At 66.9% G+C, this 22,985-nt stretch carries 19 protein-coding genes; 7 read left to right on the top strand and 12 right to left on the bottom strand.

Features of this window, described 5'->3' with window-relative positions; translation table 11 throughout:
* The first annotated feature begins 14 nt into the window (after positions 1-14).
* On the top strand, positions 15-2,018 hold the full coding sequence (locus tag ABDB87_RS18770; RefSeq protein ID WP_345929948.1) for a hypothetical protein: 2,004 nt from the start codon (positions 15-17) through the stop codon (positions 2,016-2,018).
* Entirely contained in the window at positions 2,015-2,782 is a 768-nt protein-coding gene (gene xth / locus ABDB87_RS18765; protein ID WP_345929947.1) for an exodeoxyribonuclease III, read from the top strand. Before ABDB87_RS18770 ends, xth begins: the two co-directional genes overlap by 4 nt.
* A 23-nt stretch (positions 2,783-2,805) precedes the next feature.
* Here the strand turns inward: xth and ABDB87_RS18760 are convergent, their stop codons facing one another.
* A complete protein-coding gene (locus ABDB87_RS18760) occupies positions 2,806-4,389 on the bottom strand; it encodes a DUF4139 domain-containing protein (protein ID WP_345929945.1) in 1,584 nt (527 codons plus the stop codon).
* Between the two features lie 153 nt (positions 4,390-4,542).
* Between ABDB87_RS18760 and ABDB87_RS18755 the strand changes: the two genes are divergently transcribed.
* The 5 genes from ABDB87_RS18755 to ABDB87_RS18735 all read left to right on the top strand — a co-directional run bounded on the left by ABDB87_RS18755 (position 4,543) and on the right by ABDB87_RS18735 (position 8,827).
* Positions 4,543-6,867: a heparinase II/III domain-containing protein gene (locus tag ABDB87_RS18755; protein ID WP_345929943.1), complete on the top strand. Its 2,325-nt coding sequence runs from the start codon at positions 4,543-4,545 to the stop codon at positions 6,865-6,867.
* An 87-nt stretch (positions 6,868-6,954) separates the two neighbouring features.
* Positions 6,955-7,320 (top strand): VOC family protein, encoded by a 366-nt coding sequence (locus ABDB87_RS18750; RefSeq protein WP_345929941.1) that lies wholly within the window; start codon positions 6,955-6,957, stop codon positions 7,318-7,320.
* Positions 7,317-7,700 (top strand): cupin domain-containing protein, encoded by a 384-nt coding sequence (locus ABDB87_RS18745; protein WP_345929939.1) that lies wholly within the window; start codon positions 7,317-7,319, stop codon positions 7,698-7,700. Before ABDB87_RS18750 ends, ABDB87_RS18745 begins: the two co-directional genes overlap by 4 nt.
* Positions 7,701-7,710: 10 nt before the next feature.
* Positions 7,711-8,145, top strand: coding sequence for a GNAT family N-acetyltransferase (locus ABDB87_RS18740; RefSeq protein ID WP_345929937.1), 435 nt, complete (start codon positions 7,711-7,713; stop codon positions 8,143-8,145).
* The gene (locus ABDB87_RS18735) at positions 8,132-8,827 is read left to right on the top strand and encodes a helix-turn-helix transcriptional regulator (protein WP_345929935.1); all 696 of its coding nucleotides are present in this window, start codon (positions 8,132-8,134) and stop codon (positions 8,825-8,827) included. The genes ABDB87_RS18740 and ABDB87_RS18735 overlap by 14 nt, the downstream gene beginning before the upstream one ends.
* 4 nt (positions 8,828-8,831) lie before the next feature.
* Here ABDB87_RS18735 and ABDB87_RS18730 read toward each other — a convergent pair whose 3' ends face one another.
* From ABDB87_RS18730 to ABDB87_RS18680, 11 genes are all read right to left on the bottom strand, one after another.
* A complete protein-coding gene (locus tag ABDB87_RS18730; protein WP_345929933.1) occupies positions 8,832-10,454 on the bottom strand; it encodes a methyl-accepting chemotaxis protein in 1,623 nt (540 codons plus the stop codon).
* Positions 10,455-10,573: 119 nt separating this feature from the next.
* Positions 10,574-11,533, bottom strand: a complete 960-nt coding sequence (locus tag ABDB87_RS18725) for an acyltransferase (RefSeq protein WP_345929931.1) — start codon at positions 11,531-11,533, stop codon at positions 10,574-10,576.
* 14 nt (positions 11,534-11,547) lie between these two features.
* The gene (locus ABDB87_RS18720; RefSeq protein WP_345929929.1) at positions 11,548-11,982 is read right to left on the bottom strand and encodes an energy transducer TonB family protein; all 435 of its coding nucleotides are present in this window, start codon (positions 11,980-11,982) and stop codon (positions 11,548-11,550) included.
* A 38-nt stretch (positions 11,983-12,020) separates the two neighbouring features.
* A complete protein-coding gene (locus ABDB87_RS18715) occupies positions 12,021-13,046 on the bottom strand; it encodes an energy transducer TonB (protein ID WP_345929927.1) in 1,026 nt (341 codons plus the stop codon).
* 12 nt (positions 13,047-13,058) lie between these two features.
* Positions 13,059-14,981, bottom strand: a complete 1,923-nt coding sequence (locus ABDB87_RS18710; RefSeq protein WP_345929925.1) for a ribonuclease catalytic domain-containing protein — start codon at positions 14,979-14,981, stop codon at positions 13,059-13,061.
* A 107-nt stretch (positions 14,982-15,088) separates the two neighbouring features.
* The gene (locus ABDB87_RS18705) at positions 15,089-15,658 is read right to left on the bottom strand and encodes a YqiA/YcfP family alpha/beta fold hydrolase (protein WP_345929923.1); all 570 of its coding nucleotides are present in this window, start codon (positions 15,656-15,658) and stop codon (positions 15,089-15,091) included.
* A 112-nt stretch (positions 15,659-15,770) separates the two neighbouring features.
* Complete coding sequence (locus tag ABDB87_RS18700) at positions 15,771-17,054, bottom strand: hypothetical protein (protein WP_345929921.1); 1,284 nt, start codon at positions 17,052-17,054, stop codon at positions 15,771-15,773.
* Between the two features lie 174 nt (positions 17,055-17,228).
* A complete protein-coding gene (locus ABDB87_RS18695) occupies positions 17,229-18,053 on the bottom strand; it encodes an undecaprenyl-diphosphate phosphatase (RefSeq protein ID WP_345929920.1) in 825 nt (274 codons plus the stop codon).
* A 115-nt stretch (positions 18,054-18,168) separates the two neighbouring features.
* Positions 18,169-21,786 carry a bifunctional proline dehydrogenase/L-glutamate gamma-semialdehyde dehydrogenase PutA gene (gene putA / locus ABDB87_RS18690; RefSeq protein WP_345929918.1) on the bottom strand — a complete coding sequence of 1,206 codons (3,618 nt, stop codon included), beginning with the start codon at positions 21,784-21,786 and terminating at the stop codon, positions 18,169-18,171.
* 45 nt (positions 21,787-21,831) lie between these two features.
* Entirely contained in the window at positions 21,832-22,311 is a 480-nt protein-coding gene (locus tag ABDB87_RS18685; protein WP_345929916.1) for an Lrp/AsnC ligand binding domain-containing protein, read from the bottom strand.
* A gap of 346 nt (positions 22,312-22,657) precedes the next feature.
* Positions 22,658-22,909, bottom strand: a complete 252-nt coding sequence (locus ABDB87_RS18680; RefSeq protein ID WP_345929914.1) for a YkgJ family cysteine cluster protein — start codon at positions 22,907-22,909, stop codon at positions 22,658-22,660.
* Between the last annotated feature and the right edge of the window lie 76 nt (positions 22,910-22,985).

Below are 22,985 nucleotides of genomic sequence, written 5' to 3'. Positions count from 1 at the left end.
CTGAAAGCCATCCCATGTTCAAACGCATCCTCTCTGCCCTGACCGGCAAGAAAGAATCGCCCGCCTCTGCCGCCCAAACGCCAGCCCAGCCCGCCAGCCCGGCCAAGGAAGAGCTGATTACGGCCTACGACGCCTACGGCCGCGAGTTGAAAATCACGCGCAGCGAGTGGCGCGAAAAAATCTTTCTTCCCGCCCTGCAACAGAAATGGAACGAACCAGGCGATCTGTATAACCAGATCATCACAGGCCTCAATGATGGCTTTGCCTCTGACCTGCTGCCTGCAGCGGCACGCCTTGTCGAGATCGACGATATCCCTGAGCGCAGCTACACCATCCACGGCATTGTGCTGATGAAGAATGGCCAGCTCGATGCGGCGGAGGTCACACTGCGCGAGGGCATGCGCAAGGCGGGCGAAACTGGCACGCTACTGACCAACCTCGCCAAGGTGTTCGCGGAGCGCGGCGATGAAGCGCGCTCGCATGAAGTGCTCTGGCAGGCTGTGCAGGCAGACCCGAATCAGGACAACGGACTGCTCTGGTGGGCCACCATCCAGCGCGAGCGCGATGGTGAGGCCGGCTACCTGCAGGCTCTGCGCACCGCCGCCGCCCTGCCCGGCAGCTGGCGCGCGCAGCTGTGGCTGGCCCGGCATCATCTGGAGCACGGGGAGGTCGATCAGGCGCGGGCGCTTTATGCCGAAGTGCTGGCCGGCAGCCAGTACGACAGCAGCACGCTGATGATGATTTCGGGCGATCTTGGCAACAACGGCCAGGTACCGCTGATCCTCGAACTGGTCGGCCCCGCTTTCGACGAGAAGAGGCACGACCCGATGGCAGGCCTGAACCTGCTGCGCGCCTGCCAGCATCTGGGCAGGGTGGATGAAGGCGAAGCCCTGCTCAGCCGCATGTATGCGCTGGGCTTCGCGCCGATCAAGCAGCACCTCGACCAGTTCGCTCAGGCCTTCCAGGAGATGCGCAAACAGGCGGCGCAGGGCAAGCCTATCGATCCGGACGCGCTGAAGGTGACCACGCTTGCGATCACCCAGCCGATCTGGCACTACGGCCTGCGCAATGCCGACTGGCTCTTCGCGCAGAAGCCGGAAGGCGCACCTGAAGTAGGTTTCTTCGCCCTCTCGAAAATGCCGGACGGTTCTGAACGCGCGGAATCCCAGCGCGAAGACGATCTGGGGCGTTACGCCCGCGCCATTCCGCTGTATCTGGCGGAGGCGGCACATTACTGGAGCGACTACGCGGCCTCGACCTACATCCTCGTGGTGGAAGGCGGCGGCCCGGTCCTCTCCGGCGGCGAAACCGATGGCAATGCGCTCTTCGACATCGTGCCGCCCACCATGAAGTATTTCGTGACCGGGGAACTGGGTTGCAGCGGCGAAGGCGAAACCGCCCGCTGGCAGATTTCGCTCTCCCTGTGGGACTGCACTTCGCGCCAGCGCCAGGCCACCGAGAGCGGCCACGCCACGAACGCCGAACTGGGCGCGCTGGTGCTGAAGCTGGAGCAGCGCCTGCTGGCTCGCATCGGCATGAAGCGCGAGCAGCCGCTGGACGACTTCTATCTGCACCCGACAGCGGAAGTGATGCCGCCCTACCTCACGGAGCTGGGCCAGGCCTTCATGCTGACCCTGCTCGCCAACAAGCACATGCCCTCCTCGGAAATGTGGGGCGAGCGCGCCATGCTGGAATGGCCGCTCAACATGGCCCTGCACTGGCCCAGCGTGGAAGTGCCCAAGCTCATGTATCTCTCGGGGCTGGGCAAGGCGCTGGACTATGGTTCCAGTGTGCTGCCCGAATACAAGGCGCGCACGCTGCAACTCATCCAGGATGCCCAGCAGAGCGGCAGCCCGGCAGCGCGGCTCGAACCGCTCGCCTGGACTCTCTTCGGCATGACAGAAGAATTGAGTAGCTTCATGCAACACAAGAACCGTGACGCCAGCCCGGCGTATGCGGCCTGGCTGGCACGCCTCGCCAGTGACACACCCCCCCCGACAAGGAACCCCGCCCCATGAAAATCGCCACCTGGAACGTCAACTCCCTCAAGGTCCGCCTGCCGCATCTGCTCGACTGGCTGGCGGCCGAGTCGCCGGATGTGGTCTGCCTGCAGGAGCTGAAGCTCGAGGACAAGGCCTTTCCGGTCGAGGAACTCGCGGCGGCCGGTTACAAGGCGGTGTTTTCCGGGCAGAAGACCTATAACGGCGTGGCGATCCTGTCGAAGCTGGACGCCCGCGACGTGCAGATCGGCATTCCGGGTCTGGAAGACGAGCAGCGCCGCATCATCGCCGCCACGGTGGACGGGGTGCGGGTGATCTGCGGCTATTTCGTGAATGGTCAGGCGGTCGGCTCGGAAAAGTTTGCCTACAAGATGAGCTGGCTGGCGGCGCTCACCGCCTGGGTGCGCGAAGAGCTGCAGCAGCATCCGCAGCTGGTGCTGACCGGGGATTTCAACATCGCGCCGGAAGCGCGTGACGCGCATCCCGACTGGAAGGACGAGATCCATGTCTCGGAGCCCGAGCGGGCGGCCTTCCGCGCGCTGCTGGCGCTGGGCCTCTCGGACGCGTTCCGGCTCTTCGAGCAGCCGGAGAAGATCTATTCCTGGTGGGATTACCGGATGATGGCCTTCCGCCGCAACTTCGGCCTGCGCATCGACCACATCCTGATCTCGGCGCCGCTGCTGCCGCAGGCGCTGCGCTGCTGGGTGGACAAGGCGCCGCGCAAGCTGGAACGCCCGTCCGACCATGCACCGGTGATCGTGGAGCTCAAGCGCACGGTCTGAGACCGTGCGGCGCCCGCCCTCAATCAGAAGCCGATGACATTTGCATTCTTCGGCCAGCTCACGCTGTAGCTCACGCTGAACTTCTGCGTGGCGCCCGGCGCCAGCGTGCGGGACCACGCAACGATGCCGGGCTGCTCCTGCCACTTGAGCTGATCGGGCTGCGGCACGAACTTCGCATCCACCTTCACCTGTTCGCTGGTCGAGACCGGCGAGGCTTCCAGAACCAGCAGTTCGATCGGCTGACGATGCTGGCTGGTGATGGTGTAGTCGTTGCTGATGCCGCGCTCCTGGCGCTGCTCGATCAGGCCGCTGCTGGCATTGGTCTGGGTGCCGGGCTTGTTGGTCACCCGCACCAGATCATCACGGCCGAAGGGCAGCTCGAAGCGCTCGCCTTCCTGCGCCGACCATTGCGTGGCGCCCACATAGCCGCCATCGCGATAGAGCTGGATCTGGCCGGGCAGCCAGACGCCTTCGGGCCGCTCGCCGGCGGCCACAAGGAAAGCGGTTTCGCTCTGACGCGGCTGCACCTGTACGCGAAGCTTCATCGGCAGCTGTTGCCTGCCGAGTGACACGGTGACCCGGCGGCCGTCAGAAGGCAGCGAGATGCGCGCCGGCACCTGGAATTCGGTGGCGAATGCCGATTGCATTTCACTGACCTCAAACAGCGGCGCATCGGCTGACTCGGCCATGCGGGCTGCCGCCATGGCCGGTGCGGGTGGCGCGGGGGCCGCCATCGGCGCCATGGCCATGGCCTTGGCGAGCGGGCGCACCGGTTGGGGCTCCTGCAGCCAGATGTTCCACGGCCGCGGCGGCTGGCCCTGGGTGGCGGCATTCGGCTGGCCGGTGGAAAGCTTCAGCGCCACCTTGCTCCAGTCTTCGCCGCTGTTCTGCGCGATCAGCGCCTGGCGCTCGATCTCGACGCGGCCGCTCGCCGAATCCAGCGTGGCACGATAGACCGGCTGCCAGCCCGGGCCGCGCAACTGGTAGCTCAGGCGCACCTCACCCGCCCGCTCGGCGGCGAGGCTCACCAGCAGCCGGCGGCTATCGCGGCTGTCAGCCGCCACTTTCTCCAGATCACGCAGCAGGGCTTCGCGCTGCTTCTCCAGAGCGCGCTTCTGCTGGGCGACGCGCTGCACCCGGGCGAGTGCATCACTGCCGCCCTGCTGGATCGCGCCCAGCGTGGCGGCGAGATTGCGGGTGTCCACCGCCGTGCCCTTGCCGCCTTCGCTCAGGCCCTTGAGATAGCCGGTCACGAGCTCGGCGGACTGGCGCTCGATGTCGAGCTTCGCGAGCTGGTCGTCCAGCGCCTCGATCTTCGCCTCCAGTGCGGCCTGGCGCGGATTGACCGCGTCCGCGCTCGCCACATCCTGCACGCTGAATTCCCCCAGGCGGATGCCGGTGTCGGATTCGAGGCGGAGGGTGCGCACATCAAAGCCGGTCGGCAGCCCGCCGATTTCGAGCTGGGTCGCACCGGCTGCCACGCGGGCCGCGCGCTCGACGGTGGCGCTGCCGGGGTAGAGCGTGACCTGCGTGATGCGGGAAGCATCCTCTGCCATGGCCTGACCGAAGGCCAGCAGGAGCAGGAGGGGAAGTGCGCGCAATTTCATGGAGCGTTCCTTTCGCGGGGCGTGAATCCGGGCAAGCCGGTGTTGTTGTCCATCCTTGAACGGGCGACACTGGCGAACGGGGTTGATGGCCGTGCAGAAAGTTGAAGCCGGCCATGCAGACCGCCCTCCCTCAAGCCTTCCGTATCGAACATCATGAAAATCCTTCTGGCCCTCTGTTGCCTGAGCCTGTCGGCCTTTGCCGGCGCCGCCAGCGATGCCGATCTGGTTGCCGGCCGCAGCAGCGAACTCTCGCAGAAAATTCCCGCCAGCCATCCGCGCCTGCTCCTGCGGGCCGACGAGCTGCCCGCCCTGCGCAGCTTTCTGGCCAGCCAGCAGGCCGGCAACGCCCCCTTGGCCGGCCTGATGCTGCCGGCGCCCGAGGAAGCGGCCCTGATCCCGCAGCCGGAGGCGGTGAAGAACGGCAGCCTGGAAGGCTCGAAGCGCTGGCGCGAGGGCTACGAAGCGGCGAATGCGGCCGGCGTGATGGCGCAGCGCCACGCCTTCGCCTGGCTGCTGACGCAGGATGCGGCCCAGGGCCGCGAAGCCGCGCGCTGGCTGATGCATCTGGCGGGCTGGAAAATCGATCGTGACACCTACCGCACGAACGATGAACTCTTCATCCAGCATCTGCGGCCGATGATCTTTGCATACGACTGGGCGCATGATGCCCTGAGCCCCGCCGAGCGTGACACGGTGCGCGCCGCGCTCGACGCCCGGCTCAGCCTCCTCGCCGCGCAGATCCAGCCGAAATTCAGCCTGCAGCAACCCTCCGCACCGGACAACTCGCTGAGCCACCCGATGCGCTTCATCTCCACGCTGGGCCAGGGCGGCCTCGCGCTGCTGAACGAATCACCGCGTGCGGCAGGCTGGCTGGCCTGGAGCTACGAGTATTACCTGCGCCAGTTCCCGGTCTGGGGGGGCGACGCCGGCGGCTGGGCCGAAGGCATGAACTACTGGAGCACCGGCATCACGCAGCACCAGCGTTTTCTGGAAGGCATGGCCCTGCTCGGTTTCGATGCGCCGCTCAAGCGCCCCTTCTGGCGCAACACACCCTACTTCGCGATGTATGGCCAGATGCCCTATGGCGGCTCCTTCTTCGGCGATCTCACCAACATCATGGCGCCGACCGGCAGCATCGCGCTGATCCTCGAGAAAGCCGCGGTGCTCAACCGCGATCCCTATCCGCTTGCCTTCGCGCGCAGCCTAGCCCAGCAGCCGCCCACGAAGTTCCCCTACTACACCTACGACGCCATCGACGCCTTCCTCGCCCGCTTCCGCACCGCGCAGGCCGCACTGCCGGAAGCGAACCTCGCCTCGCTGCCGCAGAGCCGCTACTTTGATGACATTGGCGTGGTCATGATGCATTCGGCGCTGGGCGACGCGGCGCAGGACATCATGCTGGGCTTCCGCTCCAGTCCGCAGGGCTCGGCGAGCCACGGCTTTGCGGATCAGAACAGCTTCGTGCTCAACGCCTTCGGCGAGCCGCTGGCGATCAACTCCGGCTACCGCGAGTTCTACGACAGCGCTCACCACGTCGGCTGGACACGTCAGACCAAGGCCAAGAACGCCCTGCTCTTCGGTGGCGAAGGCCAGCGCATCAAGGACGCCAGCGCACGCGGCCGCATCACCCGCTTTGCCGATGGCGCGCACTTCTCCTTTGCCAGCGGCGACGCCACCGAAGCCTATGCGCCAAACGCCACGCTGGCGCTGCGCCATGTGTTCTTCGTCGATCGCCGCTACTTCGTGATCCTCGACGAAGCGAGCGCGCCCGCGGCCGTGAAATTCCAGTGGCGGCTGCATGCGCGCAGCGAGATGAAGCCGGACGCCGCACACAACAGCGTGAGCCTCGCGCAGAAATCGGCCCGGCTGTCTGTGCGCTTCCTGCAGCCCGCCAGCGGCCAGCTTGAGTTCAGCCAGAGCAGCGCCTTCGAGCCGCCGGTCGCCTCGAGTTACCGCAAGAAAATGCCGGATGAATGGCACTTCACCGCGCAGACGCGCGAGGCCGCACCGGGCACCCGCTTCCTGGTGCTGCTGAGCCCTTCGCGCGAAGACGACGCCGCGCCGCCGCCTGCCGAGCTGATCCAGACCCGTCAGGGCCATGCGCTGCGCGCTGGCACCGACATCGTGCTGATCGCCGACGAAGCGGTCAGGCGTGTCGAGGCGGCGGACTGGGCGCTCGAGGGCATGGCAGCCAGCTTCATCCGCCAGACCGGCCGCCTGCGCTTCGCGCTCGTCGACACGACCCGGCTCGCCGGCCCGGTCGGCATCGAGTCGGACACGCCGCTGAGTCTGGAGGGCGAGCGTGACGCCACGCTGATGACGCTGCAGCTCGACGCGCCCCGGGCCCTCACGCTGCAGTTGCGGCCCGGCTTTGCGGTGAAGACGGTCAGCGGCGCACGCCAGTGGCAGGCTGAAGCCGATGGCAGCATCCGCGCCACGCTGGACCCCGGGCCGCAGACGCTCAGACTCATGAAGTGAGCGCAGGATGACAAAGCCTGCTGACACCACGCTGTCAGCAGGCCCGGCGCAGCATGCGTGCTCCAACCACCGCTCAGGGAGCACAGCATGCACGCCATTACCTGGTTCGAAATCCCCGCCACCGACTTCAATCGCGCCATCCGTTTCTACGAAACCCTGCTCGGCATCCGCCTCAAGATCGAAGACGCCTTCCCCGACATGGCGATCTGGCCCGGCGAGCGCGAGCATGTGCGGGGCTGTGTGCTGCTCATGAAGGAAGCCCGCCCGCATGCCGATGGCGTACGCATCTATCTCGACGCCGGTGCGTCACTGACACCGGTGCTCGCCCGGCTCGAAGCGGCCGGCGGCAAGCTGGTGATGCCGACGATGAAGATCAGCGATGAAATCGGCCACATCGCCCTTGTTGCGGATACCGAAGGCAATGTGGTCGGTCTTCACGCGCCCCGGGCATGAAGCCATTGCCGCTCAGCCGCCTGGCGGACGAGATCGACTTCCGGCCCACGCCCTGGACGGGCGTGCGGATGGCCGTACTGGTCGAGACGCGTCCGGTCGGCCGCTGGTCGCTGGTGGACATGGCGGCGGGCGCCAGCCTGCCACCCCATCAACATGAGGGTGAGGAGTGGATCCTGCTGCTGACAGGCCGCCTGATGCTCGGTGCCGAGATGCTGCTGCCGCAGCAGAGCCGGCGCATCGCGGCCGGTTGCCTGCATGCGCCGGCCGCACCGGAGCGGGCGCTCTACCTCGTCTGCCAGCAGCAGCCCGGCGGGCAGGCCGTGGATTGCGGCCCGCGCGCCAGCCCGCCATCATGCGGGTTCCAGCCGATCTTCCCGTAAGCGCCTTCTCATGGACATCCGCCGCATCCCCTGGCAATCGTCGCTCGCCCTGCGCCGGCAGGTACTCTGGCCCGAGGCCAGCCTCGAAGCGATGAAGCTCGATGATGACGAGGCCGGCCTGCACTTCGGCGCCCATGTCGACGGAGCGCTGGTCTCCGTTGCATCGGTTTTCATCGATGGCGACGAGGCCCGCTTGCGCAAGTTCGCAACCGCAGCCGCGTATCAGCGCCGCGGCATCGGCAGCGCCGTGCTGCGCCACTTGCTCGATCAGCTGCGCGAGGCCGGCTGCCGAAGCCTCTGGTGTGATGCGCGCGAATCGGCCCTGGCCTTCTACCGCCGCTTCGGCCTGCATGAGGAAGGGCCACGCTTTCACAAGGAAGGGCTGCCCTATTTCAGGATGCGGATCTCGCTGTGCGGCGCCGGAGCCCCGCATGCGCCGGGCTGACCGCCTCTTCCGCCTGGTCGAGCTGCTGCGCAGCCGGCGCCATGCGACCGGGCAATGGCTGGCCGATGCACTGCAGGTTTCGCTGCGCACGCTGTATCGCGACATCCATGATCTGACGCTCTCCGGTGTCCCCATCGAGGGCGAGGCCGGCGTGGGTTACCGGCTGCGCTACCGGCTCGATGTGCCGCCGCTGATGTTCAGCACCGAAGAGCTCGAAGCCCTGCTGATCGGCAGCCGCATGGTGCAGGCCTGGGGGGACACCGAGCTGGGCGCCTCGGCCGCCGCCGCGCTGGCGAAAATCCGCAATGTGCTGCCCGAACCGCTGCTGCGCGAGGTGCGCGCGGCCCAGATCTTCAGCCCGCCGCTCGGTGGCAGCACGCCCTGGCTGGGCAGCCTGCGCCTGGCGACACGTCATCGCCAGCAGGTACGGGTGGCCTATGTGAAGGAAAACGGCGAAGCCTCGGAGCGCACGCTCTGGCCGCTGGGCCTGTTTTTCTGGGGACGCTCCTGGACGCTGATTGCCTGGTGCGTGCTGCGCGACGACTTCCGCCATTTCCGGGTCGACCGCGTCCGCGAGCTGACGCTGCTGGACGCCATCTTCCCCGACCAGCCGGGCCGCCGGCTGGATGACTATTTCGATCAGCTCGAAGCGCGCGAAGGCATTCGCGTCGAGCGCGACTGAGCACTCAGAGGCGGTAGACCGCCACCGTGTCGTGCATCTGGCGGGCGAGCCGGTCGAGGGCGACCGCCGCTTCGGCACTCTGGCTGGCCACCGCGCTGTTCTCTTCCGAGATGCGGGCAATGCGCTCGACCTGACCGGCAATCGAGTTGGTGGCCGAGCCCTGCTCGCGGATCGAGAGCGCGATGTCTTCCACCCGCTGCACCGCCTGCTCGCTGCCGGCACGGATCTGCTGGATCGCGACATTGGTTTCCTCGGCACCGGACACGCCAACCGCCACGCGCCGCACCGCTTCTTCCATGCACTCAACCGCGGCTTCGGCACAGCCCCGCATCGCTTCGATGCTCTGCGAGATTTCGGCGGTGGAATTCGCGGTGCGTTCGGCCAGCTTGCGCACTTCGTCGGCCACCACCGCAAAACCACGCCCCTGCTCGCCGGCACGGGCGGCTTCGATGGCAGCATTGAGGGCGAGCAGATTGGTCTGGTCGGCCACGTCCTTGATCACCGCGACCACGCTCGATATGCGTTCGCCATGCTGGCCGAATTCGTTGATACGGCCGGAAGCGAGATTGACCGATTCGGCGATGTCGTTGATGTCCCGCACCGTCTGGCTGATCACCAGTTCGCCATTCGCCGCGAGGTGGCTCGACGAGCTGGTCATGGCGTTGGCATCCTGCGCGCGGTCGGCCACATGGTTGATGCTGACCGTCATTTCCTCCACGGTCGCCGCCATGCTGGACGCCGCTTCGCTCTGGCCGGCAGCACTGCGGGCCACCTGCTCCGAGCTGCCTGCCATCTGCCCAGCCGAGGCGGCCAGGGCCTGCGCACCGGAGCTGATGCTGACCAGGCTGTCATGCATGCGGGCCACCAGCCGGTTGAAGGCATTGCCGATCGCGCCGAGTTCATCCTGCTGCAGCACCTTGACCCGACGCGTGAAGTCGCGTTCGCGCTCGATGTGTTCGACCGCGTCCTGCACCGCATGCAGAGACTCGCGGATGCTGCGCACCAGCAGAAAGCCCAGCACCGACACCAGCACCACCGCAATCACGCCCACCACAAAGGCCAGACGCTCGTAGCGCTTCACTGCGGTTTCGGTTTCGGCGTGCAGCTGGTCGGCTTCCTCGTCGTTGTACTTGCGCAGCTCGTCCAGCGCGACCGACATCGCATTGCCCAGCGGCACGCCGGTCGTGGTGATGAGTTCGCGCGCGCCGTCGACATCGAAGTCGTTCGATTTCGACGCCACTTCGGCCAGGAAGCGGTCGTAAGCCTTGATCTGCTCACGGACCTTGCCGGCGAGTTCGCGTTCATGATCATCCCGGACCATTTCCTTTTCGTAGCGGTCGAGGTTCTCGTCGATGCGCTTGCGGGCCTCCTTCATGCTCCCCTCGTGCTCGCGCTTCTTGGTGTCATAGAGCTCGAGCGCGTGCACGATGATCAGGCGCCGCACGTTCAGCACATCCCGCTCGATATCGCTGAGCAGATGCACGCTGGGCAGCGTGTTGCCCTCCAGCACGGCCATGCCCTGCTGCGGCGCGCGGGCGGCGAAGTAGCCACTCCCCAGGACCAGCAGCAAAGCCAGGATCGAAGCGCCGCTCAGCAGGAGCAGGCGTTGCGTGATGCTCAAGTTCATCTGATTCCCCGTATTGATCGCCGGGCACGCAAGCGACGGTGCCCGAACCCTTGATTACGTCCACACCGGGCCGGGCTTGAAGGCGCGAGCAGGGTTTTTTGATCTGCCGCAGAGGGTGTTCAGGCCAGCCAGCGACGACTGCCTGGCAGGCGGAGGAGACCTGCGGTCAGCAGCGCCGACAGGGCGAAGGTCAGCAGGGCCAGCGGCAGCAGGCGGAGGACACCGCCGCCGCCCAGCCAGGGCGTGAGCGCCAGCAGGATGGCCGGATGGATCAGATAGATCCCCAGACTCAAGGGCGCCAGCTTCTGCCGCCACCGGCCCGTGCCGCCAAGCCCCTGCAGGAATACTGCCGCGGCCTGCAGCAGGACCAGCGGATTGGCGTAGTCATAGGCGACAGCACTGTCGCCACGGGCCGCCATCAGCGCGATGCCCGCAGTCGTCAGTCCGAACACCGGCCAGGCCAGCGCAGTGCTCAGCCGGCGGACCGGCTCATGCGCCAGCCAGGCGCGCTGCAGCAGGAGGCCCGCGACGCAGGGCGCCAGGAAAGCCGGCGCGCGCCACCAGGCCGAAGCGGCAGGCGGCAGCATCCAGCTGATGAGGCTGAGCAGCAGGATCGCCACGAGCGGCAGCTTCCAGCCCGAAAACCCGGTCAGCAGCCGCTGCAGCAGCGGCATCAGCAGATAGAGCCCCGGCAGCATGCAGAGATACCAGAGGTGGTACCAGGGCGTGCCGCGCAGGAAGGCTTGCCAGGCATGGGCCGGCTGCCAGCCCGGCGTGGTCAGGGCCTGCAGGCCCAGATAGAGCAGACTCCAGACGAGCAGGAGCGGCAGGAGCCGGCCAAGGCGCCGGCGCAGGAAGTCTGCCGGCGGATCGGCGCGGCCCAGCAGCAAGGCGCCGCTGATCATCACGAAAACCGGTACGCACCAGCGGGTGGCGGAATCGAGCAGGTTGGCGGCCCACCAGTCGGGGCTATCGGCGCGCGGGGTGAGGCCCAGTTGCAGTGCTGCGGCGTGCAGGGCGACCACCGCCGCCGCGGCCTGGCTGCGCAATCCTTCCAGAGCGGGCTGCCCGCGTACCACGGCAGCCGCCTCGCTCAACGGCCGAAGTCGAGCGGCAGGGTCAGCACGACGCGGTCGAACTCGCGGCGGAGCGCAGTCGACAGCGGCGGGAAGGGCGCGGCACGACGCACCGCATCGAGCGCCGAGGCGGTGAGCTGACGGCTGCTGGCTGGCTGCAGCACTTCGGCGGAAACCAGGCGACCGTCTTCGGCGATTTCCAGCGAAAGCAGCATGTGCCCCGGCGGTACGCGGCCTTCGGCATCACGCGGCAGCGCATCGCGCGCCACCGCCGCGATCTGCTGCAGGCAGGCTTCGCGATAGAGCTGGAGCGCGCGCACATCGGTGCGCATGGTGATGTAGGCCGTGCGGGGGTTTTCAGGCGTGGCGGCGGCCGGATCGGTCTGGGCCAGGGCCGGCGCACCCAGCAGCGCCGACAGGCCGATGACGGAAAGAAGACGCGGCAGGTTCATGACCGGAAAAATCCTTGCGGTGCCGCAGGATGCGGGCCTCAGTTGCCGAGCCCGATTTCCTCGCGGGTGAAGTTCATGGTGCGCACGATCACGATGATGTCGTAGTCCTTGCGGACCTCGTCCGGGATCCGGGCGAAGGGCGCCGAGCGGCGGATGATGTTCAGCGCCGCTTCGTTGATTTTCGGATTCGGGCTGGGCCGGGTGATGTCCAGCGCGGCCAGTGTGCCATCAGGCTTGATCTCGACACTCACCTGGGCGCTGCCGTAGAGCGCGCCCTTGGCGTCGCGCGGGAAGTTCAGTTCGCCGATGCGCTGGACTTTCTCGCGCCAGGCTTCGGCATAGAGTGCCAGCTTGTATTCCTTGGTGCGCGGCCCGGCAATGCCCTTGCGCGGGCGGGCGGCGTAATCGGTCACCATGCGTTCAACGATGGCTTCCTGACGCGCGATGGCCCGCGCGGAGTTGATGTCGAGACCGCGCTCGGCCGGCGCTTCGACCGGCTTCTCGGCGCTCTGGGTCTGGCGCTCGGCGGCGACCTTGTTCTTGCTGCCCTGTGCCACGGCGAGCAGTTCGCGCTGACGCGCTTCGAGGTCGCGCACACGCTGGCTGCGCTCGACCAGCGCATCACCGTCACGCGAGCTTTCCTGCGGCGGCAGCGGCGAGCTGGTCATGTGTTTCTGGTCGCTCTGATCCCCGCCGCCGTCGAGATTGGCCTGGGCGAGCGCCTGCGCATCATGCGGCGCCTTCTTGTGCCGCGCATTCACCAGAACGACCTTCAGCCCCTTGTCTTCCGCTTTCTTCACGCCGCCTTCCGGCACGGTGAAGCTGAGCGAGAGCACGAAGGCGTGCGCGGCCAGTGAAATCACCACCCCGGCCGTCAGCGCATGACGCACCCACAGGCGGGTGGACACGGCCGGGCCGAGGCGGACCTTGCGACCCGAGGGGCGCTTGGCCGGTGCCCTGGGCGCGTCGACCCGCTCGGTGGCGGGCGCTGCGGCAGCGGGCGCCGCAGGCTTGCCGGAAGCAGGTCGGGACGAAGCGGGCTTGGGAGTTTGACGGGCAGACATGGCGACTCGATTCTACGCGAGCGGCGTTTCTTCTTCCTCGCCACCCGTCCCGTCTTCGCTCGTACTCAGCGGCGCCAGGGTAGCGAGATACTTGCCGCGCAGATCCACATCGATCAGGTCCACCTTCTCGATGCCGATCTGGATCCGCTCGTTCGAATTCACCCCTGCCGGCAGCGAATGCAGCTTGAACACGAAAGGCACCGCCTCCAGGCGGGTGATGTTCTCGCGCAGCACCTTGGCCGGGGTGTCCTTCACGCCTTCCTGACGCAGCCAGCGCAGGCACCAGTAGCGCTCCATGCCGCGCTGGAAGTCGTTGTAGGCGTTGTAGGTCACGTCGAAATCATTCATCGCCGCGCCCAGCTCGGCCGAGCCCGGAGCGAAGGGCGCAGCGTCACCGCGCAGATGGGCGATCAGCTGCCACTGGTTGCAGAGGTCCACATAGCGGCGCAGCGGGCTGGAGCTCCAGGCGTAGTTGTCCACGCCCAGCCCTTCGTGCGGGCCGGCTGCGGTGCTCATGCGCACGCGGCCACCGGCCTGGATGCGGTAGATCGCCGGCAGGCCGGCTTCATGCAGCAGCTTGCCCCAGCTGGAGTTGGCCAGGATCATCAGCTCGGCGACCAGCTTGTCGAGCGGCGAGCCGCGGCGGCGCTGCTCGATCGTGACATGGCCCGGCCCGTCCGGCGTTTCGCGCGACCAGTCGACGTAGTAGTTGAAGTCCATCATGTTCTGGTTGCTGGAAGGCTTGCCGCGACCGGCTTCGAGCACCGTCGCGAATTCCCACAGCACCTTCAGCTCGCGCATCCAGGGCGCATCCGGCAGGCCGGAAAGCAGGGTCTCGTCATTGAACACCGGCTCGATGTCGTGATGACGCAGATTGGCCGCGACCGGCACGCGCTCGATGCGGCTTTCCATGCCGGCGATGCTGTAATCCGCATTGAGCGACACATACAGCGACAGCGCCGGGCGGGCCTGACCGGCGCCCAGCGTGTAGGCTTCGACGATGCCGTCGGGCAGCATGGTGATCTTGTTGCCCGGCATGTAGACGGTGGAAAGGCGCTTTCTCGCTACCGCATCAATCGGGCAACCGGGGCGGATGCCCAGGCCGGGGGCCGCGATGTGGATGCCGACCGTCCAGCCGCCGCCCTCGCGCGCCACCAGCGAGAAGGCATCGTCGATCTCGGTGGTGGTGGCGTCATCGATCGAGAAGGCTTCGACCTGCGCCAGCGGCAGGTCTTCGGGCAGCGGCGGCGCCACCAGATCGGGGAAGGCAGTGCCTTCCGGGAAATACTCGAACAGGAAGCGGCCCAGATGCAGCTCGTGCGTGCTGCGGATCGCGCCCGCCTTGAGCATCAGGCGCGGCACCGACTGGCCGCTCTCTTCGGACGCGGCTTCGAGTGCCTTGGTTTCGAGCCGGTTGCGGTCCGGCTTGTAGAGCAGCTGCTGCAGCACCGGCACGAATTCGGCCGGCAGCGTGCCGCCCAGCAATTCGGTTTTCATGCGCTCGACCTGCTCGGCCTGCAGGCGCTTCTTCTCGGCGCCGGCCAGCGCGGCGGCCAGGATCTCGGGCGGCGCCTTGCGGAAGCGGCCGCGGCCCTTGCGATGGAAGTGGATGGGCGAGGCGAAGAGCTTCACCAGCACGGCGCTCGCCTCGACGGCCGAGGGCGTGTGGCCGAAGTAATCGGCGGCGAACTCGGCGAAGGCGAATTCATCCTCTCCGCACATTTCCCACAGGAAATCGGTTTCCATGCCGGCCGCTTCGGCCTCGGCTTTGGGCAGCAACTCGCCGGCGGCGGGTGCGTTGAAGCGCAGCAGCACATTGGCGGACTTGAGCTTCACGCGCTTGCCGGTGGAGGTCTCTACCTGCAGCGAGGAATCGTTATCAGCGAGGATCGTACCGGTCTTGAAAGACCCGTCCTCTTCAAACAGCACATTCATGGGATCCGGATGGCAGGGTTTGCGACCGGCGATTATAGCCGTGGCCGGTCAGGAGCACGCTCGGACCACGCGCAGCCGACAAGGTTGCACGGGCCGGCAGGCGGCATTCAGGCCAAGCCGGCGAACGCGATCACCTCGTCGAGGTAATCGTCCCAGCGAGTGAAGCTGTGATCGCCCCCCGGCAACACGGTCTGGCGGCAGCCGGCATAGCGCGCCACCGCCACCCGGCAATCGAGCACCTCATCGCCTTCCTCGGCCAGCAGCCAGACGTTTTCAGGCCGGCTGATGCGCGTGACTTCCAGCGCGGCGACCTGCATCGCATGCGCCTCGGTAAAACGGAAGCGCTCGCCGCTGTAGATCATCTCGTGCTCGCCGATGAAGAGGCTCTGGTCGAAGGCCGCATGCGGCACGAAGGGATTGATCGCCACCGCGCGCAGACCATGGCGCTGCGCCAGCCAGGTTACATAGAAACCGCCCAGCGAACTGCCGACCAGCGTGGGCGGCTCGGCGCAGCGGGCAATCTGCGCTTCGGCCTGGGCGATGGCTTCAAAGGGAACCGGCGAGAGCTGCTCGCACCAGAGCTGCTCGCCCAGCCCGCGAGAGGCCAGGCGATCGGCAAGCGAACGCACCTTCTGGGATTGCGGACCGGAACGGAAACCATGAAGGTAGAGAATCATCGCCACACCAGAAGAAGGTACAGGACTGCATTCTGCCGCGAAGCCGCGCAGGCCCCAAAGAAAAAGGGCGCGACTCGCGCCGCGCCCTTCCGGTTTTGATCGGACGGCGTGATCAGTAGCCGGTCGTTACACCCAGTCCGCTGGGCAGCTTGCCCTTCATCTGGGCAGGCGTCCAGGCACCGGTGTCGGTCCAGATCATCCAGTCCAGATCGCTGCGGAAAGCCACGTTGCGGTTGTCACCGAACTGGATGTGGTCCTGGCCCACAACATACGTGGGATACAGCGCACTGCTCGTGAAGGGCCCGATGATGGGCACCGGATTGCCATCGGCATAAACATTGATGGTGCCGGAGCTCGCATCGGTCAGCGCAACCGTGACCTGGAAGATGTGCGGCTGGCTCATGTCGAGCTGCGCTACCAGATCGCTGCCGCCGTTCTGTGGGGTCTGCAGGCGGACGTTACCGCTGTTGGCGTCCCCACGCAGCACCAGCACCACCCGGCTGCTGCCGAACGCCAGCTCGAATTCGGCCAGCCGTGTATTGACGTCATAGGTCGTGCCCGCCACCGGCAGCACGCGCGCCAGGAAAGTCAGGCTGCGGGGATAGGTCGGATTCTGGACGCTGCTGTTGACGCCCCGGATCAGGCTGCGATTCAGCGCCGCAACGCTGGAATCGAGGCGCAGCGTGCCGTCGCCATTGATCGTCATGTAGTCCATGAAATACGCGGTGCTGGCGCTGGAGCTGGAGCTCGAAGCTGAACTGCTCGTGCTGCTGGAGCTGCTGACGCTCGAACTGCTGGCCGAGGCCGGCAGCGTGTCAGCAATCGATCCATCGATCTGCGTGAAACTGCCGAGGCGGCCGCCCGCCAGATGCAGGGCGCCATAACTGGCAGGATCCATCGTGCCGTCATAGCTGTTCCAGGCCACGATGGCCGGCACCGACGAACTGGACGACGAGGAAGCGGTGCTGCCCACCGTGAGGGTCACCGTGACGTCCTTCGACACCAGGGTGTTGTAAGCCGCGTCGGTGCTCGACACACGCACGGTCGTACTGCGCGTGCCGGCGCTGAGTCCGGCAGGTTTCACCGTTACCGTGGCATAGCTTGCGCCGGGCGCAACCGTCACCGACAGCCAGGAGGCGGCCTCCTGCGGAATCAGCACCACGACATTGGCCACGCTGCTGCCGATGTTGCTCATGGACACCATCTGGCTTGCAACCAGACTGGCCGCATTGGCTGCAGTAAAACTCAGCGAGCTGGCCGACAGCGTGAAGTCACCGGACGACTTGTTCGAATCCGCCTGCCCGCCACTGCTGCCGCCACCGCCTCCCCCGCCACCACAGGCTGCCAGCACGATGCTGACCATGACCGCCAGGCACAGACGCAAGATTCCCCACATGATTTTTCGCCTCTTTTTTTGTTAAAAATCTTAAAGACGCGAATGCTAGCAGGGCCATGCGGCAGCGCATGGAGTGCTTCACGCATGACGGCACATCAGGCGCGAAGCTGTCGTGAAAATGACAACGGAGAACGCAGGACGGTGGCCCCGCCCTGCGGGATCAGGCGCCGGCGCTCAGACGTCCACCCAGTGCACCAGCCCGAGCTGCCAGGTCAGCAGCACGATCAGGCCGAAGGCGATGCGGTACCAGGCAAACACGCGGAAGCTGTGGGTGGAAACGAAACGGATCAGCCAGCGCACCACGAAGAAGGCCGAGATGAAGGAACTCAGCATGCCCACCGCCCACATGCCGATATCGTCGGCGGAGAGCAGCGCGCGCTCCTTGTAGAGCTCGTAGATCGACGCGACGCCGAGGGTCGGGATGGCGAGGAAGAAGGTGAATTCGGTCGCCGCCTTGCGTGACAGGCCGAAGAGCATGCCGCCGATGATGGTCGAGCCACTGCGCGAAGTGCCCGGAATCAGCGCGAAAGCCTGCGCGATGCCGACCTTGAGACCGTCCTTCCAGCCCATCTGCTCCATGGTTTCGACCCGCACATGGTTCTGACGCTTCTCGGCCCACAGGATGATCAGGCCGCCGATGATGAAGCTGGTCGCCACGACCGGCGGATTGAAGAGATGCGCCTTGAGCCACTTGCCGAAGATCAGGCCCAGCACCGCCAGCGGCAGGAAGGCGATGGCCACGTTGATGAACAGTTGCAGCGCGCTGCGCTCGCGGGTGGCATTGAGCAGCGCATGTGCGATCTTCTGGCGGAACTCCCACACCACGGCGAGGATCGCCGCGGACTGGATCACGATCAGGAAGAGCTTCGCCCGGTCGCCGGTGAAATCCAGCAGCGCACTGCCCAGGATCAGGTGGCCGGTGGAGGAGATGGGCAGGAATTCGGTCAGGCCTTCGATGACGCCGAGGATGGCGGCTTTGACGAGCAGCAGGAGGTCCATGTATCAGGCCGGAAAGAGGTTGGGGTTTCCGATTATACGTGCCGCGTCCTGCCGCCCATGTGACAGGCCACACGACGGGTGACCTCCGGCGGGCGCTGGCGCCTCGCCTGCCGCCTCAGCCGCCCAGCATCATGAGGCTGGTATTGCCGCCCGCCGCCGTGGTGTTGAGGCTGAGCACGCGCTCGTGCAAGAGGCGCCAGAGCGGATAGCGGCCCTGGGCGGCACGCGTCACGAAGGGCAGGATCGCGCCCTCGCGGGCCGCCAGACGGATGCGGAGCTCCCGCGCTGCGAGCGGCGCACCGCTGAAGACCACCCCGGCCAGATCCGGCAGCGAAAGCGGCTCCGGCGCCATACCGAGGCACTCCTGCAGGCCGGCGGGCAGGCGCTGGCGCAGCGCATGGGCGAGTTCGCTGTCACGCAGCACCGGCGTGTTGCCGGTGGCGAGCAAGGCGGCAATCTGCAGCAGCAGCGCGTCTTCATCCTCCGCGACGCAGAAGAACTTGCCCCGTGGGGCGAAACGCAGCCGGTTGCGCTCACCGGTCGGGCCCGGCAGCTGCAGTTCGCGGCCCAGCGGGCTGCGCGCGGCCTCCGCACTGCAGACCGCGGCCAGCGCTGTCTTGCCCTGCTGCATGGCCCAGGCAACAAGCTCGGCCAGCGCCACGGAGCTGCCGGCGGCATCCGGCACCTCCACCGTGGATGCCATCAGCATGTCCGGCGCATCGGTGAGGCGTGCCAGGCAGAGCGGACCACCGGCTTTCGGGCCTGTGCCGGAGCGCCCTTCGCCTCCAAAGGGCTGCACGCCGACGACGGCGCCCACCATGTTCCGATTCACGTACACGTTGCCGGCATGGATGCGGCGCACCACGAAATCCACCGTCTCGTCGATGCGCGTATGCAGCCCGAAGGTAAGCCCGTAGCCGCTCGCGTTGAGGCGATCAAGCAGCGCCCCCAGCTGACGCCGCGCAAAGCGCAGCAGATGCACCACCGGGCCGAAGACTTCGCCTTCCAGATCGGCCGGCGAAGCAATGCGGATCAGTGTGGGCGGCATGAAGCAGCCCTGCGCGCAGCCTTCCGGCAGCGGCAGCTGGAAAACCTCGTGCCCGGCCTCGCGCATTCCATTGACATGCCGCTGGAGCCGCGCAAGGGCTTCCGCGTCGATGACCGGACCGACATCGGTGCACAGCGCAGCGGGGTCGCCGAGCCTGAGCTCGCGCATGGCGGCGCGCAGCATGGTTTCGAGCCGTTCGGCCACTTCCTCCTGCACGCAGAGCAGGCGCAAGGCGGAGCAGCGCTGGCCGGCGGAATCGAAGGCGGAAGCGAGCACGTCCTGCACCACCTGTTCGAGGTGCGCGGAGGAATCCACGACCATCGCGTTCTGCCCGCCGGTTTCCGCGATCAGCCGCACCGGCTGCGGCTGCGCTGCCGCCACGCGATGGATCTGCAGGGCGACCTCGGTCGAGCCGGTAAAGAGGATGCCGCGCACACGCGGGTCCGCCACCAGTGCAGCGCCCACCTGCTCGCCAGCGCCGGGCAGCAGTTGCAGCGCGGCGCGCGGCACGCCGGCTTCATGCAGGCAGCGCACGGCTAAAGCCGCCATCAGCGGCGTCTGCTCGGCGGGCTTGGCCAGCACCGGGCTGCCGGCAGCCAGGGCCGCACTGATCTGCCCGATGAAAATGGCGAGCGGAAAGTTCCACGGGCTGATCGCCACGATCGGCCCCGGCACCTCGGCGGCCGGCCCGTACTGCTCGATCTGGCAGGCGTAATAGCGGCAGAAATCGACCGCTTCGCGCAGCTCGGCCACCGCATTGGCGCGCGTCTTGCCGGCCTCGCGGATGCACAGGCTGATGAGCGGAACGGCCTCCGCCTCGAGGCGCCGGGCCGCCTCACGCAGCATCGCAGCCCTGGCCGCCACCGGCGTGGCATGCCAGTCGGCCGCGAACGCCGCTGCCGCGTCGAGCGCCGCGGCGATCTGCGCCGGCGTGGCCTCTGCCGCCCGGCCTGCGCAATCCTCATGACGCGCCGGATTCAGGATCGCGCGCGCGGCGCCGTCGGCACCTGCCTCCTGCGCAATCAGCGGCCGCACGTCCCACTGCCGGGTCGCGAGCAGCGCCAGTTGCTGGTCGAGCCGGGCGAGCACGGCTTCGTCAGCCAGATCCAGACCGCGCGAGTTGGGCCGCTCCGGACCGTAGAGTGCCGACGGCAGCGGAATGCCGGGATGGCGGTCGCCGCCTTCGCTGAGCACCTGCGCCAGCGGGTCGGTAACCAGGCTGTCGATCGACACCCGCTCATCGACGATGCGATTCACGAAGGAACTGTTGGAGCCATTCTCGAGCAGGCGGCGGACGAGATAGGGCAGCAGCGTTTCATAGCTGCCCACCGGCGCATAGATGCGGCAACGACCGCCGGCCTCGCCGGGCTTCACCACATTGTCATACAGCGGTTCGCCCATGCCATGCAGGCACTGGAACTCGTAGTGACTCACGCCGCGATCCTGCGCGAGCCGGGCCACCGCGGCCAGCGTGTGGGCGTTGTGGGTGGCGAACTGCGCATAGATCACCTCCGCCGCATCGAGCATGCGGGCCGCACAGGCGAGATAGCTGAGATCGGAATGCAGCTTGCGCGTGAAGACCGGGTAATCGTCTAGCCCGTCGATCTGCGCACGCTTGATCTCGCTGTCCCAGTAGGCACCCTTGACCAGCCGGATCATCAGCCCGCGCCCGCTCGCCCGGGCCAGTGCCACAAGATGGTCGATCACGCGAGGCGCCCGCTTCTGGTAGGCCTGCACCACGAAGCCGAGCCCGCCCCAGCCGGAGAGTTCGGGCGCCTGCATCAGCGCAGTGAGCAGATCCAGCGAAAGGTCCAGCCGGTCCGCTTCCTCGGCATCGATATTGATGCCAATGTCGTAACTTCTGGCCAGCACCGCGAGCTGTGTGAGGCGGGGCAGCAGCTCATTCATTACCCGCGCCTGCTGGCTGCGGGTGTAGCGCGGATGCAGGGCCGAGAGCTTCACCGAAATACCTGGCCCGGCATACAGACCCGCGCCGGCCGAGTGCTGGCCGATGGCGTGGATGGCGTCGGTGTAGTCGCGCAGGAAGCGGTCCGCATCGGCCGCGGTGAGTGCGGCTTCGCCGAGCATGTCGAAGGAATGGGTGTAACCGCGCGCCGCATTGGCACGGCTGCGTTCGAGCGCGGCGGCAATGTTCTCGCCCATCACGAACTGACGCCCGAGCAGCTGCATGGCCAGTGCGGTGGCCTTGCGGATCACCGGCTCGCCGCAGCGCGCCACCAGTTGGCCGAAGGCATTGCCGAGCGCTTCCTCGCTGCGGGTCGCCACCAGCTTGCCGGTGATCATCAGGCCCCAGGTCGCGGCATTCACGAAAAGCGAGGTGCTGTGGCCCAGATGCTGGCGCCAGTCGGCGCGGCTGAGCTTGTCGCGGATCAGGCGGTCGGCCGTGTCGGCATCCGGAATCCGCAGCAGCGCCTCGGCCACGCACATCAGCGCCACCCCTTCCTCGCTCGAAAGCGAGAACTCGTGCATCAGGTGATCGACGCCGCTGGCGCCGCTGCGCTGGGCACGCACGGCCTGCACCAGCTCGCGGGCCCGGGCGGCAACCGCCTGCGGATCAGGCGCTGCGGCCTGCAGCGCAGCGGCCAGTTCGGCAGTGCAGGCGGCTTCGTCGCGCCGCGTGTATTCGGTGATGCGCGCGCGCAGGTGCTGGAGTGTCGGGTTCATGCGGCAGGTTTCCGGATGGCGGAAGCACGCAGGACCCGACGACGCTCAGGCCTCGCGCAGATGCGCCAGGCTGATTGCGGACGAGTCCTTGATCTCTTCCATGACTGGGTAACTGTGGGTTTCGCGGATGCCCGGCACCTTGCCCAGCACCTGACCGAAAAAGCTGCGGTAAGCGTCCATGTCGGGCACGCGCACCTTCAGCAGGTAATCGAAGCCGCCCGTGACCATGTGGCAGGACTGCAGCTCCGGAATGTTTTCGATCGCATCCCGAAACGCCTGGAAGGCGTCTTCCGAGGTGCGCTCAAGCTGGATCTGGATGAACACGGTCAGGCCCAGGCCGAGTTCCGACGCGGCCAGCCGGGCGGCATAGCCGCTGATATAGCCCTTGGCTTCCAGCGCCTTCACCCGCTCGAGGCAGGGCGTGGCGCTGAGTCCGACGTGTTTTGCGAGGGCCACATTGGTCATGCGGCCGTCATCCTGAAGCGCCTGAAGGATGGCCAGATCAATCGGGTCAAGCATGTGCATGAAATTCTCCGGGGAGGGAAGCGGAAGGCGTCAGTCCGCGCGGCCTGCGCGCAACCTGCATTGTGTTGCAGGCCCGGCCTCTCTGACCACCCTCCTGGCGAGCGTCCGCCCGCACGCCGGGCGGCAAGGCGCGCTCAGGTGGCTGACGACAATCCGGCGCCTTTTTCCCCGACATCCAGCACATCACTCCGGAAATTCTTCGACGCACCGGATCATAGACCAACAATCAGGCCCGCATCAGCATTTTATTCTTTATTTCTGACATACATCGGTCTGTATGACTGAATCCTCCAAGTCCTGCAGCAGCTTCAACCGGATTGCACGACATTCCCCGCACACCGCCAGCTCAGCGGGTGGCCTCCTCAAGCCGGGTCAGCCAGCGGATCGCCTGCTCGCGCGAGTCCCCGCACATCTCGGCCGACGGCTGCAGGCTGCCGCACACCGCCGGACGCTCCGGCCGGCCGAAAATCCGGCAGCCCAGCGCCTCGTCGAGCTGCACGCAGGCCACCCCCGCCGGCTTGCCGCCGGGCATGCCGGGAATCGGGCTGGAGATCGAGGGCGCAATGCAGCAGGCAGCGCAGGCGGGGCGGCAGTTCATCGGGAGTCGGGAGTCGGGAGTCGGGAGTCGGGAGTCGGGAGTCGGGAGTCGGGAGTCGGGAGTCGGGAGTCGGGAG

The organism is Uliginosibacterium paludis, assembly GCF_039631355.1.
Lineage (GTDB): Bacteria > Pseudomonadota > Gammaproteobacteria > Burkholderiales > Rhodocyclaceae > Uliginosibacterium > Uliginosibacterium paludis.
The sequence above is the reverse complement of the archived record's forward strand: the minus strand, read 5'-3'. Positions and strand labels throughout refer to the sequence as shown.

What these genes read in the sequence shown, in the direction of transcription:
- ABDB87_RS18770 (WP_345929948.1), top strand. Translation starts at nt 15, where the DNA reads ATGTTCAAACGCATCCTCTCTGCCCTGACCGGCAAGAAAGAATCGCCC.
- xth (WP_345929947.1), top strand. Translation starts at nt 2,015, where the DNA reads ATGAAAATCGCCACCTGGAACGTCAACTCCCTCAAGGTCCGCCTGCCG.
- ABDB87_RS18760 (WP_345929945.1), bottom strand. Translation starts at nt 4,389, where the DNA reads ATGAAATTGCGCGCACTTCCCCTCCTGCTCCTGCTGGCCTTCGGTCAG.
- ABDB87_RS18755 (WP_345929943.1), top strand. Translation starts at nt 4,543, where the DNA reads ATGAAAATCCTTCTGGCCCTCTGTTGCCTGAGCCTGTCGGCCTTTGCC.
- ABDB87_RS18750 (WP_345929941.1), top strand. Translation starts at nt 6,955, where the DNA reads ATGCACGCCATTACCTGGTTCGAAATCCCCGCCACCGACTTCAATCGC.
- ABDB87_RS18745 (WP_345929939.1), top strand. Translation starts at nt 7,317, where the DNA reads ATGAAGCCATTGCCGCTCAGCCGCCTGGCGGACGAGATCGACTTCCGG.
- ABDB87_RS18740 (WP_345929937.1), top strand. Translation starts at nt 7,711, where the DNA reads ATGGACATCCGCCGCATCCCCTGGCAATCGTCGCTCGCCCTGCGCCGG.
- ABDB87_RS18735 (WP_345929935.1), top strand. Translation starts at nt 8,132, where the DNA reads ATGCGCCGGGCTGACCGCCTCTTCCGCCTGGTCGAGCTGCTGCGCAGC.
- ABDB87_RS18730 (WP_345929933.1), bottom strand. Translation starts at nt 10,454, where the DNA reads ATGAACTTGAGCATCACGCAACGCCTGCTCCTGCTGAGCGGCGCTTCG.
- ABDB87_RS18720 (WP_345929929.1), bottom strand. Translation starts at nt 11,982, where the DNA reads ATGAACCTGCCGCGTCTTCTTTCCGTCATCGGCCTGTCGGCGCTGCTG.
- ABDB87_RS18715 (WP_345929927.1), bottom strand. Translation starts at nt 13,046, where the DNA reads ATGTCTGCCCGTCAAACTCCCAAGCCCGCTTCGTCCCGACCTGCTTCC.
- ABDB87_RS18710 (WP_345929925.1), bottom strand. Translation starts at nt 14,981, where the DNA reads ATGAATGTGCTGTTTGAAGAGGACGGGTCTTTCAAGACCGGTACGATC.
- ABDB87_RS18705 (WP_345929923.1), bottom strand. Translation starts at nt 15,658, where the DNA reads ATGATTCTCTACCTTCATGGTTTCCGTTCCGGTCCGCAATCCCAGAAG.
- ABDB87_RS18700 (WP_345929921.1), bottom strand. Translation starts at nt 17,054, where the DNA reads ATGTGGGGAATCTTGCGTCTGTGCCTGGCGGTCATGGTCAGCATCGTG.
- ABDB87_RS18695 (WP_345929920.1), bottom strand. Translation starts at nt 18,053, where the DNA reads ATGGACCTCCTGCTGCTCGTCAAAGCCGCCATCCTCGGCGTCATCGAA.
- putA (WP_345929918.1), bottom strand. Translation starts at nt 21,786, where the DNA reads ATGAACCCGACACTCCAGCACCTGCGCGCGCGCATCACCGAATACACG.
- ABDB87_RS18685 (WP_345929916.1), bottom strand. Translation starts at nt 22,311, where the DNA reads ATGCACATGCTTGACCCGATTGATCTGGCCATCCTTCAGGCGCTTCAG.
- ABDB87_RS18680 (WP_345929914.1), bottom strand. Translation starts at nt 22,909, where the DNA reads ATGAACTGCCGCCCCGCCTGCGCTGCCTGCTGCATTGCGCCCTCGATC.